Origin of the sequence: Streptomyces sp. NBC_00667 (genome assembly GCF_036226825.1) — a bacterium.
Classification (GTDB): Bacteria; Actinomycetota; Actinomycetes; order Streptomycetales; family Streptomycetaceae; genus Streptomyces.
In genome coordinates this window covers 5,023,353-5,036,084 of record NZ_CP109022.1, presented here as the reverse complement: position 1 = coordinate 5,036,084, position 12,732 = coordinate 5,023,353, and the positions used below count along the sequence as shown (strand labels likewise).

The window sequence follows — 12,732 nt, the reverse complement described above, 5'->3', positions numbered from 1 at the left end:
ACAATGCGCTCCCACACCCGGTTCGGCTGTGGATAACCCATGAGAATGCGTGTTCGATTTCCATGTCAAGCCAACCCGCCGCCGGCCGTGCTGCGCGGGACGGCCCGGCGATGCCGGGCGGACGGCCGGGCGGACGGCGCCGGCCGCGCGCTCTGTGCCGTCGCCGGCGATGAGGGCGTCGTCCGCCCGTCGGATGGTTCGGATGGCGGCGCCGGCCTCCTCGCCGTCCGGTATCAGTCCTGGTTCGCGCCGGCCAGGGCCTGGCTGATCACGCGGGTGGCGAAGTCACGGTCGTCGGTGAGCCGGTTGATGTGCTCCGCGAGCAGCAGGGCCGTGGCTTCCAGGGCGTTCATCTCGTCCCCGGTCCAGTCCCCGTACTGCTTCCTCCACAGGTTGGGACTGAGGCCGGTGGCGGCCGCGACGACCAGGCCGGTCATGGTGGGGACGACCTCGGAGCGGATGCTCTTGGGCATCATGCGCATCGAGGCCACGAAGCCGGGCACCACGTACTCGATGACGTCCTTGTCGTGCTCCTCGTAGGCCATCCGCAGCCACTGCGTGAACATGTAGATGAGCGTGCACGTGCCGTCCACCACGGCGTCGGCCTCCTCGCGACCCAACGACGCGGTGAACTGGTCGATCAGCCGCTGCTGTTCGGGGTCGGCCGCGTCCTTGCCCCCGTAGACGCTTCTGAGCCGCGAGTCGATCACCATGAGCGCCGTGCCCACATCGCCGGCGGGGGCGTATTGGGAGTCGCAGGGCGATGGCACAGGAATCCTCCTCGGGCGACCGGGTGACCGTGAGCAACGCGGCGTGTCCGTACAGTAGCCCGCCGGGGAGGGGTCGGACCGGCGAATCCCGAGGGGGCCGCCGGCAACGCGAGGTGCCGCCCCCGCCGCGGGAAGGCGGTGGGGGCGGCGGCCCGGGGGGTTACGGCTTGGGGAGGGTGCAGCCGGGGCGGGTGAGGTCGATCTTGTTGCCGGCGCCTATGCAGGGGACGATGATGTACGTCTCCTGGGCGTAGTTGATGCCCTGGCGGACCGTGACCGCGCCGTTCTGGTCCACCTCGCACGGGTTGTTGTCCGTGCAGCGCCCGCCGTCCTCGTTACCGGTGTTGTTCACGGCGACGACCTTGCCGGTCGTGGTGTCGATCACCGGGGAACCGGAGGTGCCGCCGATGGTGTTGCACGACGAGGTGTAGCGGACCGAGTCCTTCCAGGTCCAGGAACCTTCCTTGAGGAGGTAGGCGAACCCGTCGACGTTGCAGCTGTAGGTCCGCTTCCAGTAACCCGATACGACCTTGATCGGCGTCCCCTGCACCGGGTGGGCGTCGTTGAGGGTGAGCGCGCTGATGCCGTACTGGCTCTGGATCTGCGCGTACGTGGAGGTCAGCTGGTAGATCGTGATGTCGGTGTCGGTCATCGTCGCGTAGGCGACCTTGCTCGCCCGCAGCGTCGCCACCTTGTTGCCGTTCGCGCCCAGCAGCGAGAACGACCGGGTGGAGCGCTGGTCCTTGATGACCTGGCCCGGCTCCGGGAATCCCGTCTCCAGGCAGTGGCCGTTGGACAGCACGAGCGCGGGGTCGTTCGGCTGGGAGCCGGGGGCGCGCACGACGGAGCCGGAGCAGTTGCTGAGCGCGACCGTCCCCGCGTAGTTGACCGTGACGGCCTGCGCGGCCCGCTCCCGCGACGGAGCCGGCGCGGCCGCCTCCTGGGGTACGGAGGCCACGGCCGGTGCCGCTCCCGCTCCGATCAGCAGCAAGGAGAGCACGGCGCCGGCGAGAGGCTTGTTCATGTGGGGGTTCCCCTCTGGTGACATGCAACCGAAGATCCTCCGGTTGTCATGCGCATTGTTGGGACCCCGCGCCCAACCCACAAGAGGGCATGGTCGGTTGGGGAAAGCCGCTATCACCGCGGCGGTTGGCCGCCCGCTGGCCGAAACCACACCCCGGCCGTCCCCCACACCACCCCCAACTGCCCCAACCTGCCCATCCGGTTACGAACGTAGGCGGGCGCGGCATACCCGCCCCCATGGGTCTGCGGCCGGACCCGGCCCCGAACTCCCCCCTGTCCACCGGTACTCTGCGGTGCCCCCGAAGACCGAGGGCGCTCATTCCGCTTTGGAGGAACCATGGCCATCAAGAAGGCCACGATCCAGCAGCAGGTGGCCGAGGCCATCGCCCGGATCAACCCGGCCGACCGGCCCATCGTCACGATCCAGGCCATCGCCGGCCCCAGCGTCTGGCTGATGAGCATGCTCGGCCTGATCGGCCAGATGTTCCTCACCTACTACTTCGTCACCGTGACCGAGCAGGCCGTGGTCCTCCACAAGGCGAGCCGGATGAGCAACCGGCCGCAGGAGATCGTCTTCGCCATACCGCCGGCCCAGGCCGTCGGCGCGGTCACCGAAGTCAAGCGCAACGCCGTCTGGAGCTCGTTCCGCTTCCAGCTCCCGGGCCAGGAGAAGCCGACCCGGATGAACGTCCACCGCCTCTGGCGCAACGAGATGGACCAGGTCATCGGACTGCTGACGAGCCAGTCCCAGCCGGTCGCCTGACGCGGTCGCGACGGTGGCCGGATCCCACCCCCGGGAACGGGGCCCGGCCACCGGACACCTTCATACATGCCGACTGACAACCCAGGGTTGACACCCTTTCGACTGTCAACCTACGGTTGCACCATGACGAATCCCTCCGTGGAACCCGTTCGCATGACCAGTCCGGTACGCCTCGACGACCTGATCGAGGCGATCAAGAAGGTCCACCCCGACACCCTGGAGCAGCTCAGCGGAGCCGTCGTCGCCGCCGAGCACCTCGGTGACGTCGCGGACCACCTGATCGGCCACTTCGTCGACCAGGCACGCCGCTCCGGCGCCTCCTGGACCGACATCGGCCGCAGCATGGGTGTCACCCGCCAGGCCGCCCAGAAGCGCTTCGTCCCCAAGGCCGACAAGGCCGGGGCCGACGGGGGCGAGGGCGCCGAGCCCGACGCCGCCCAGGGCTTCGCCCGCTTCACCCCCCGTGCCCGCGGCGTCGTCGTGGCCTCGCAGAACGAGGCCCGCGCCCGCGGGAACACCGAGATCCGCACCGGACACCTGGTGCTCGGCCTGCTCGCCGAGCCCGAGGGGCTCGCCGCGCTCGTCCTGAGCCGGCAGCACGTCCCCGAGGACGCCGTGCGCGCCGCCGTCACCGCGCTCCTGCCCGAGCCCGTCGACCCGGCCGAGCTGCCGGCCCTGACCCCCTTCGACGCCGGCGCGAAGAAGGCCCTGGAGCTGACCTTCCGCGAGGCCCTGCGCCTGGGCCACCCCTACGTCGGCACCGAGCACATCCTGCTCGCCCTCCTCGAACTCGAAAACGGGGAAGGCGTCCTCAGCGGTCTCGGCCTGGAGAAGGGCGCCGTCGAGGCAGCCGTCACCGACGCCCTGGCAGCCGTCGTCGAAGGGACGCAGGGGGAGTAGCGGAGTCGGCGCCGGCTCCCCGCCCGCCGCCGTCGGGCGTGTCGGCGCCCTCCGTCAGCTCATAGCGCTTCACGTACGCGCCGAGGAAGGCCTGGAGCGTGGCGACGGCCGGGATCGCGATGAGCGCCCCGACCGCCCCCAGCAGTGCGGTGCCCGCGATGACCGAGCCGAAGGCGACCGCCGGATGGATGTCCACCGTCTTCGCGGTGAGCTTGGGCTGGAGCACGTAGTTCTCGAACTGCTGGTAGACCACCACGAATCCGAGCACGTACAGCGCGTACCAGGGTTCGACCGTGAAGGCGATCAGCATGGGCAGCGCGCCCGCCAGATAGGTGCCGATGGTGGGGACGAACTGCGACACCAGGCCGACCCACACCGCGAGCGCGGGTGCGTACGGCACCTGGAGGACGGCGAACACCACGTAGTGGGCGACGCCGGAGATCAGTGCCATCAGTCCGCGCGAGTAGAGGTACCCGCCCGTCTTCGCGACGGCGATCTCCCACGCGCGCAGCACCTCCGACTGCTTGGCCGGCGGCAGTACGGAGCACAGCGCGCGCCGCAGCCGCGGCCCGTCGGCGGCGAAGTAGAAGGAGAACAGCCCGACGGTCAGCAGCTTGAACAGGCCGCCGAGCACGGTGGCGGACACGTCGAGCACTCCGCTCGCGCTGTTGCGCACGTACTTCTGCAGCCAGTCCGAGTGCAGCAGGCTGTCCTGGATCTCCAGCCGGGACAGATCCGTGTGGAACGTCGTGTTGACCGATCTGATCACGGAGTCGAGGGTGCGCGGGAAGCCCTCCACCATGTCGACGATCTGACCGGCGAGCATCGAGCCGAGCAGGGCCACGAACCCGGCGGCCGCGACGAAGACCCCGAGGAAGACGAGGAAGGTGGCGAGTCCGCGGCGCATGCCGCGGGCCGCCATCCGGGACACCGCGGGCTCTACCGCGAGCGCGAGGAAGAAGGCGATCAGGATGTTGACGAGCAGCCCGATCAGCTGGTGGAAGGCCCAGCTGCCGAGCTGGAAGCAGGCGACGAGGGCCAGTACGAGGATCACCGCGCGGGGCAGCCAGCGCGGCATCCGGGCCCCGGCCACCGCCGCGGTCGCCGCCGTGGTCGCCGCTGCCGTGTCCGCCGCGGGCCCGGCGGCCGGGCCGGCGTGCTCGGGGCTGTCCTCGTGTTCCGGCCGGTCCTCGTGTTCGGGGTGATCGGGGTGTTCGCCCTGCTCGGGCCGTCGGGGGGTCGTCTCTTCAGTCGCTGCCACGCACCCCAGTCTGACCCACCCCTGGGCGGAACGGTCCGGCCGGCCTCCGCCTCAGCGCAGTGAGGCGGGCACGTCCATCGCCGAACACACCGCGCGCCACACGTCCTTGGCCTCCCAGCCCGCTTCCAGCGCCTGGTGGACGGTGCGTCCGCCGAGCTCCGTCATGACGTGGTCCCGCGCGAAGGAGTCCGCGTAGGCCGCCCCGAAGTACTCGGCCATCCGCTCCCAGAAAATCGTCAACCGCATGCCACCAGTATCGCGCCCCGGAGAGTGCACCGGCCGCGTTCGCACCCCCGGCCCCGCATCCGGCGCCCTACGGTTCCCGCATGCCTGGAGACGAAGCCCCGCCGGCCGCGACGACCCCGCTGACCCGCGCCGAGCGGTTCATCTGGCTCACGGCGCGGGTGCTGGAGCAGCGCCGGTTCGCGTTCCACTTCCTCGGCGGCGACGCCGACGGGGTGGACGCCGCCCTCGGGGCGTACCTGGGCGCCGACGGCGGCTACGGGCACGCGCTCGACCCGGATCTGCGCGGACCGCTGAGCCAGCCGCTGCACGCCGCGTACGCCCTGCGGGTGCTGGACGCCCTCGGCCGCTGCGGGGGGCGGCGGGTGGAGCAGCTCTGCGGACACCTGGCCGCGGTCTCCACCTCCGACGGCGCCCTCCCGGTGGTGTCGCCCGCCCCGGGCGGCCTTCCGGCGGCCCCGCACCCCCCGGCGCACGGCGGTCCGCAGGGCGCTCTGCTGACCACGGGCCCGGTCGTCGGCGCCCTGCACCGCAACCGCGTCTGGCACGCGTGGCTCTTCCGGGCCACGGACTTCTGCTGGGACCGCGTCGAGACGCCGCGCCACTGGCACCCCTACGAGGTCCGCGGCGCGGTGGCGTTCCTCGACGGCGTCCCCGACCGCAGCCGGGCCGCGGCGGCCGCCGACCGGCTGGGGCGGCTGGTGCGCGAGCAGCGCCTGGTGGTGCTGGATCCGGCGCGCCCGGCCGGGGGGCCGACGGCTCCCGCGGACGCGCCGGACGAGGAGCTGTACCCGTACGACCTGGCGCGCCGCCCCGAGTCGTACGCGCGCGGCTGGTTCACCGACGCGGAGATGGGCCGGTCCCTGGACTTCCTCGCCTCCCGGCAGCAACCGGACGGGGGCTGGCCGGCGGCCCGGCCGGCCACGGCTGCGGGCAGCCCCCTGGAGCGGCGCCCCATCGCCACCCTGGAGGCGCTCCTGACGCTCCGCGCCTACGGCCGCACCCTCGGCTAGCCGGCCATGGCGCGCAGGCCCGCCGTGACGAGGACCGCGATGCCCACCACGACGAGGAACGGGGCCCGCAGCAGCAGCGCGACGGCCGCCGCGGCCAGTCCGGCGGCGCGGGCGTCGAGGACCAGCTCGTGGCCGGTGCTGAACGTCTGCTGGGCGGTGAGGGCGGTGAGCAGCGCGACCGGCAGCAGCGCGGCCAGCCTGCGCACGGCCGGCCGCTCCAGCGCTCCGGCGGGCACGAGCAGGCCGGCGAGCTTGACGGCGTAGCAGCCGACGACGGTCAGCCCGATGGCGATCCAGACGTTCATGAGCGGCGTCCCTTCATCCACAGCACGACGGGAGCGGCCAGCGCCGCGATCAGCACGGGCACCCCGGAGGGCAGTACGGGCAGCAGGCCGAGACCCAGGACGAGGGCGAGGGCGGCGACGGCCCGTTCGGTGGGGCCCTTCACCATCGGTGCGAGCAGGGCGAGGAAGACGGCGGGACCGGCGGCGTCCAGTCCCCACACGGTGGTGTCGCCGATCGCCTCGGCGCCGAGCGCGCCGAGCAGGGTGGTGAGGTTCCACAGCACGTACAGGGTCAGCCCGGTCACGGTGAACCCGAGCCGCGCCGACCTGCGCCCGGGCTGGGCGAGGGCGACGGCGGTCGTCTCGTCGATGACCCAGTGCGCGGCGAGCGGCCGCAGGGCCTTGGGGAAGGCGAGCAGCTGGGACAGCCGCAGCCCGTAGAAGGCGTTGCGGGTGCCCAGGAAGAAGGCCCCGGCGGCGGCGGTGAACGGGTTGCCGCCCGCGGCGAGGGCGCCGACCAGCGCGAACTGCGAGGCGCCGGTGAAGACGAGCAGGCTCAGCACGCAGGCCTGGAGCACGCTGACACCGGATCCTGCGGCGGTCACCCCGAACGCGAATCCCGACAGGCCGACGGCCACCCCGACGCCGAGCGCGTCCCGTATGACGGCGCTGCGCGGCCGTTCGTCGACCCCCTGGGGGGCCTCTTGTATCACCATCTGATGTTCTCCCACGCCCTGACGTTATGCGGGGGCCGGCAGGCGGTCTTGTACGTTCTTGCGCGCGCCCGGGACCTGCGGGCCGGGGCGGAACCCCCGGACCGGCGGGGCGGCCCGGGCCGGCGGGATGCCCGGGCCGGCGGGATGCCCGGGGCACCGGACGGCCCGGGACCGGTCGGACCGCCCGGGGTCAGCCGGTGTGCCTGCGCTCCCGCCGGTACGCGCCCGGCGGGACCCCGACGATCCGCGTGAAGTGCCGGTTCAGGTGCGGCTGGTCGGTGAAGCCGACGGCGACTGCGGCCTCCGCGGGCGCGGTGCCCGCGTCCAGCAACCGCCGGGCGCGCCGCACCCGGGCGTCGGTCAGCCAGGTGTGGGGCGGCATCCCGTACCTCTCCCGGAAGGCACGCAGCAGGGCGAACGGACTCGTCCCGAGCTCCGCCGCGAGCTGCTCCAGCGACGGCGGCTGCGCGATCCGTTCCTCCAGCACGGCCCTGGCCCGCTCCGCGTCCGCGCCGCCCGCGCGCCGGACCGTACGGGCCGGCAGCGGTCCGGCGTGCCGGGTCAGCATCCGCGCCACCACACCGCGCAGCAGCGTGTCGGCGGCCAGCGCGTTCCCGGCCTCGGCGGCCCGGTGTACCTCGGATATCACCTGCGAGGCCTGCGGGTCGGGGACCATGTCGGCGGTGAAGCCGGGGGTCCCGCGCAGCGTGCCGATCTCGGCGGCGACCTCGCTGATCAGCGCGCGGGACGGGTAGAGGGTGGCGTACGCCCAGCCTTCGGGCACCCCGGCGCGCGCGGTGTGCGCCACCTCCGGGTTGATCAGTACCACGCTGCCCGGCCCGGCGCGCAGGGTCGCGGCGGGCAGCCCGATCTCCTCGACGCCGCCGGTGACGGCCGCGATGACGTACCCGTCGTGGGCGTGGCGCGGGAAGGTGTGGCGGACGTAGTGGGCACGCAGCAGGTCGAGGCCGGGCAGTTCCGGGTACTGCCAGTGCCGCGCCCACTCCCGGCGGCCGTCGTCCGTGCCCATCCCCCCATTCTGCGCCCCGGCCCGTCGGCGCGTTCACGCAGGTCCGGGCGGTTGTCAGTGGCCGGGTGCACGATGGGGGCATGTCCGGTAGCGCGCTCGACTCGTTCTCCCCCGCGACCCGCTCGTGGTTCTCGGGGGCCTTCGTCATGCCCACCTCCGCCCAGGACGGGGCCTGGCGGGCGATCGGCGAGGGGTCCGACGTCCTGGTCGTGGCGCCCACCGGCTCCGGCAAGACCCTGGCCGCCTTCCTCGCGGCCCTCGACCAGCTGGCGTCGACCCCGCCGCCGGCCGAGCCGAAGAAGCGTTGCCGGGTGCTGTACGTGTCGCCGCTCAAGGCCCTGGCCGTCGACGTGGAGCGCAACCTGCGCAGCCCGCTGACCGGCATCCGGCAGGAGTCGGTGCGCCTGGGCCTGCCCGAGCCGGAGATCCGCGTCGGCATCCGCTCCGGTGACACCCCGCCGGCCGAGCGCCGGGCGCTGGTGACGCGGCCGCCGGACATCCTGATCACCACGCCGGAGTCGCTGTTCCTGATGCTGACGTCGGCGGCGCGCGACGCCCTCGCCGGGGTGGAGACGGTGATCCTGGACGAGGTGCATGCCGTCGCGGGCACCAAGCGCGGCGCGCACCTGGCGCTGTCGCTGGAGCGGCTGGACGAGCTGCTTCCCCGCCCGGCGCGCCGGATCGGCCTGTCGGCGACGGTCCGGCCCGTGGACGAGGTGGCCCGGTACCTCGCGCCGCGCGGCAAGGTGGAGATCGTCCAGCCGCCGTCGGCGAAGGAGTTCGACCTGTCGGTGGTCGTCCCGGTCGAGGACATGGGCGAGTTGGGCGGCTCTCCCGCCACGGAGGGCCGGGAGGGCGGGGACAAGCCCTCCATCTGGCCGCATGTGGAGGAGCGGATCGCCGATCTCGTGCAGGCCCACCGGTCCACGATCGTGTTCGCCAACTCCCGGCGCCTCGCGGAGCGCCTGTGCAACCGGCTCAACGAGATCGCGTACGAGCGGGCGATGGGAGAGGAGCTGCCCGAGGGGTCACCGCCGGCCGAGATCATGGCGCAGTCGGGCGCCGCGCAGGGCGCCCCGCCGCTGCTGGCCCGCGCGCACCACGGTTCGGTGTCCAAGGAGCAGCGGGCTCTGGTCGAGGAGGACCTGAAAGCGGGCCGGCTGCCCGCCGTGGTCGCGACGTCCAGCCTGGAGCTGGGCATCGACATGGGCGCGGTGGACCTGGTGGTGCAGGTGGAGTCGCCGCCCTCGGTGGCGTCGGGGCTCCAGCGCGTCGGCAGGGCGGGCCACCAGGTGGGCGCGGTCTCCACGGGCGTCGTGTTCCCCAAGTACCGGGGCGACCTGGTGCAGGCCGCCGTGGTGACCGAGCGGATGCGGACGGGCTCGATCGAGTCCTTGCGCATTCCCTCCAACCCGCTGGACGTCCTCGCCCAGCAGCTGGTCGCGATGACCGCGATGGACACCTGGCAGCTGGACGACCTGCTGGCCCTGGTGCGGCGGGCCGCGCCCTTCGCGGCGCTGCCGGAGTCGGCGTTCACCTCCGTGCTGGACATGCTGGCGGGCCGCTACCCCTCGGACGCGTTCGCCGAGCTCAGGCCCCGTGTCGTATGGGACCGGGTGGCGGGCACCATCACCGGCCGGCCGGGGGCGCAGCGGCTCGCGGTGACCTCGGGCGGCACGATCCCGGACCGGGGCCTCTTCGGCGTCTTCCTCGCGGGGGCCGACCCGAAGAAGGGCGGCGGCCGGGTCGGCGAGCTGGACGAGGAGATGGTGTATGAGTCCCGGGTCGGGGACGTGTTCACCCTGGGCACGAGCTCCTGGCGCATCGAGGACATCACGCGCGACCGCGTCCTGGTCTCACCGGCGCCCGGGGTTCCGGGCCGGCTGCCGTTCTGGAAGGGCGACCAGCTGGGCCGTCCTCTCGAACTGGGCCGGGCGGTCGGTGCGTTCCTGCGCGAGCTCGGCGGGCTCACCGACGAGGACGCCCGGCTGCGGCTGCTGGCGGCCGGGCTCGACGCCTGGGCCGCGGAGAACGTCCTCGCCTACCTCGCCGAGCAGCGCGAGGCCTGCGGTCATGTGCCGGACGACCGGACGATCGTGGTCGAGCGGTTCCGCGACGAGCTCGGCGACTGGCGGGTCGTCGTCCACTCCCCCTTCGGCGCGCAGGTGCACGCCCCGTGGGCGCTGGCCCTCGGCGCCCGCCTCGCCGAGCGGTACGGGATGGACGCGCAGGTGATGCACGCGGACGACGGCATCGTGCTGCGCCTGCCCGACGCGGACCTGCTCTCCATGGACCTGCTCGACCACGATCCGGCGGCGCCCGCGCAGTCCTTCGCGTTCGATGACGAGCAGGCCCCGCTGGGCGCGGCGGACGTCGCCTTCGACCACGGCGACGTCCAGCAGATCGTCACCGACCAGGTGGGCGGCTCGGCCCTGTTCGCCTCCCGGTTCCGCGAGTGCGCGGCGCGCGCCCTGCTGTTGCCGCGCCGCAGTCCGGGCAAGCGCACGCCGCTGTGGCAGCAGCGCCAGCGCGCCTCCCAACTGCTCCAGGTGGCCTCCGAGTTCGGGTCCTTCCCGATCGTCCTGGAAGCCGTACGCGAATGCCTCCAGGACGTCTTCGACGTGCCGGGCCTGACCGAACTGATGGGGGACATCGAGGCGCGCCGGGTCCGGCTGGTCGAGGTCACCACGCCGGAGCCGTCGCCGTTCGCGCGGTCGCTGCTGTTCGGCTACGTCGCCCAGTTCCTGTACGAGGGGGACTCGCCGCTGGCCGAGCGCCGGGCGGCCGCGCTCTCGCTGGACTCCCGGCTGCTGGCGGAGCTGCTCGGCCAGGCGGAACTGCGGGAACTGCTGGACGCCGAGGTGCTGGAGGAACTGGAGCGCGAACTCCAGTGGCTGACCGAGGACCGCCGGGCCAAGGACGCCGAGTCGGTGGCCGACCTGCTGCGCCTGCTGGGCCCGCTCACCGAGGAGGAGTTGTCCGAGCGCGGCGCGCAGCCGTCGTGGGCCGCCGAACTCGGCGCCGCGCGCCGGGCGATCCGGGTCCGGGTGGGCGGCGCCGACCACTGGGCGGCGATCGAGGACGCGGGGCGGCTGCGGGACGCGCTGGGCACCGCGCTGCCCGTCGGGGTCCCGGAGGCCTTCACGGAACCGGTCAAGGACCCGCTCGGCGACCTCCTCGCCCGGTACGCCCGCACCCACGGGCCGTTCACCACCACCGCCGTGGCCGCCCGCTTCGGGCTGGGCGCGGCGGTCACCGAAGGCGCCCTGCACCGGCTGGCGGCGGCGGGCCGGGTGGTGCAGGGCGAGTTCCACCCGGCGGGCATCGGGCAGGAGTGGTGCGACGCCGCGGTGCTGCGCAGGCTGCGCCGCCGTTCTCTGGCGGCCCTGCGCCAGGAGCTGGAGCCGGTGCCGCCGGCCTCCCTGGCCACCTTCCTGCCCCAGTGGCAGCACCTGGGCGGCGCCCTGCGCGGGATCGACGGCCTGGCCCGGGCGATCGAGCAGCTCCAGGGGGCCCCGGTGCCGGCCTCCGCCCTGGAACGCCTGATCCTGCCCTCACGGGTCTCGGGCTACTCCCCCGCCCTGCTGGACGAGCTGACCACCACGGGGGAGGTGGTCTGGGCCGGGGCCGGCGCCCTCCCCGGCAAGGACGGCTGGCTCTCGCTCTACCTCGCGGAGGCGGCGCCCCTGCTCCTGCCACCGCCGCATCCGCTGGAGACGACCCCGCTGCACCAGGCCGTCCTCGACGCCCTCTCGGGCGGCTACGGCCTGTTCTTCCGCCAGCTCGTGGAGTCGGTCCGGGCGAAGTGGCCTGAGGCTTCCGAACTCCAGCTGTCCGAGGCGCTCTGGGACCTGGCCTGGTCGGGGCGGCTGACCAACGACACCCTGGCCCCGTTGCGCTCCCTGCTGGGATCGGGCCGCACCGCCGGCGCCACCGCGCACCGGGCGCGGCGCACGGTCCCGCGCGGCCGCTACGGAACCCTGAGCGCGGCGGCCTCCCGGACCGGCCCGCCCACGGTCTCGGGCCGCTGGTCGCTGCTGCCCGGCCAGGCCCCGGACCCGACGCACCGGGCGCACGCCCTGGCCCGGACCCTGCTGGACCGGCACGGTGTGGTGACCCGCGGCGCGGTGGCGGCGGAAGGGGTGGAGGGCGGGTTCAGCGCCGTCTACCGCGTCCTGTCCGCCTTCGAGGACAGCGGCCAGGCCCGCCGGGGGTACGTGGTCGAGGGACTGGGCGCGGCCCAGTTCGCGATGGACGGCGCGGTGGACCGGTTGCGGGCGGCGGAGCGGACGCCGCCCCCGCTGGCCGCGGTGGTGCTGGCCGCCGCCGACCCGGCGAACGCGTACGGCGCGGCCCTGCCCTGGCCGGAGCCCCCGGCCGGGGCCACGCACAAGCCGGGCCGCAAGGCGGGCTCCCTGGTGGTGCTGGTCGACGGGGAACTCGTCCTCTACCTGGAGCGCGGCGGCAAGACCCTGCTGGCGTGGCCCCCGCCGGAGGATCCCCGCCTGGAGGCGGCCGTCTCGTCCCTGGCCGCGGGCTGCCGCGCGGGCAAGGTCCCGCCCCTGACGGTCGAACGGATCAACGCGGCCGCCGCCCTGACCTCCTCCCTGGGCCGTTCGCTGGAGGCAGCCGGCTTCCACGCCACCCCCCGCGGCCTGCGCCTGCGCCCGTGACTGCCCGGTTCCGTCCCGCGTGACCGCCCGGTTCCGTCCCGACCATCGCGCTTACG

Annotated in this window: 11 protein-coding genes; 4 read left to right on the top strand and 7 right to left on the bottom strand. The window is 73.7% G+C overall.

Annotated elements, in window-relative coordinates:
* Nucleotides 1-233: 233 nt before the first annotated feature.
* Nucleotides 234-770, bottom strand: a complete 537-nt coding sequence (locus OHA81_RS23390; protein ID WP_329198865.1) for a hypothetical protein — start codon at nucleotides 768-770, stop codon at nucleotides 234-236.
* Between the two features lie 160 nt (nucleotides 771-930).
* Complete coding sequence (locus OHA81_RS23385) at nucleotides 931-1,794, bottom strand: S1 family peptidase (RefSeq protein ID WP_329198864.1); 864 nt, start codon at nucleotides 1,792-1,794, stop codon at nucleotides 931-933.
* Between the two features lie 336 nt (nucleotides 1,795-2,130).
* Between OHA81_RS23385 and OHA81_RS23380 the strand changes: the two genes are divergently transcribed.
* Nucleotides 2,131-2,556 (top strand): hypothetical protein, encoded by a 426-nt coding sequence (locus OHA81_RS23380; protein ID WP_329198862.1) that lies wholly within the window; start codon nucleotides 2,131-2,133, stop codon nucleotides 2,554-2,556.
* Between the two features lie 123 nt (nucleotides 2,557-2,679).
* Nucleotides 2,680-3,456, top strand: a complete 777-nt coding sequence (locus tag OHA81_RS23375) for a Clp protease N-terminal domain-containing protein (protein ID WP_329198860.1) — start codon at nucleotides 2,680-2,682, stop codon at nucleotides 3,454-3,456.
* On the opposite strand, the gene OHA81_RS23370 is transcribed toward OHA81_RS23375, so the two are convergent.
* Both OHA81_RS23370 and OHA81_RS23365 read right to left on the bottom strand, forming a co-directional pair.
* Complete coding sequence (locus OHA81_RS23370) at nucleotides 3,410-4,534, bottom strand: AI-2E family transporter (RefSeq protein ID WP_329202496.1); 1,125 nt, start codon at nucleotides 4,532-4,534, stop codon at nucleotides 3,410-3,412. The two genes, OHA81_RS23375 and OHA81_RS23370, sit on opposite strands and share 47 nt — an antisense overlap.
* 234 nt (nucleotides 4,535-4,768) lie before the next feature.
* Entirely contained in the window at nucleotides 4,769-4,963 is a 195-nt protein-coding gene (locus OHA81_RS23365) for a DUF3046 domain-containing protein (protein WP_190186251.1), read from the bottom strand.
* A gap of 80 nt (nucleotides 4,964-5,043) precedes the next feature.
* On the opposite strand from OHA81_RS23365, the gene OHA81_RS23360 reads away from it, so the two are divergent.
* Nucleotides 5,044-5,973, top strand: coding sequence for a hypothetical protein (locus tag OHA81_RS23360; RefSeq protein ID WP_329198856.1), 930 nt, complete (start codon nucleotides 5,044-5,046; stop codon nucleotides 5,971-5,973).
* Here OHA81_RS23360 and OHA81_RS23355 read toward each other — a convergent pair.
* From OHA81_RS23355 to OHA81_RS23345, 3 genes are all read right to left on the bottom strand, one after another.
* Nucleotides 5,970-6,278 carry an AzlD domain-containing protein gene (locus OHA81_RS23355; RefSeq protein WP_329198854.1) on the bottom strand — a complete coding sequence of 103 codons (309 nt, stop codon included), beginning with the start codon at nucleotides 6,276-6,278 and terminating at the stop codon, nucleotides 5,970-5,972. The two genes, OHA81_RS23360 and OHA81_RS23355, sit on opposite strands and share 4 nt — an antisense overlap.
* A complete protein-coding gene (locus OHA81_RS23350; protein WP_329198852.1) occupies nucleotides 6,275-6,973 on the bottom strand; it encodes an AzlC family ABC transporter permease in 699 nt (232 codons plus the stop codon). Before OHA81_RS23350 ends, OHA81_RS23355 begins: the two co-directional genes overlap by 4 nt.
* Nucleotides 6,974-7,163: 190 nt before the next feature.
* Entirely contained in the window at nucleotides 7,164-8,003 is an 840-nt protein-coding gene (locus tag OHA81_RS23345) for an AraC family transcriptional regulator (protein WP_329198850.1), read from the bottom strand.
* Nucleotides 8,004-8,083: 80 nt separating this feature from the next.
* Here OHA81_RS23345 and OHA81_RS23340 point away from each other — a divergent pair, with 80 nt between their 5' ends.
* The gene (locus OHA81_RS23340) at nucleotides 8,084-12,676 is read left to right on the top strand and encodes an ATP-dependent helicase (RefSeq protein WP_329198849.1); all 4,593 of its coding nucleotides are present in this window, start codon (nucleotides 8,084-8,086) and stop codon (nucleotides 12,674-12,676) included.
* The last annotated feature ends 56 nt before the right edge of the window (nucleotides 12,677-12,732 follow it).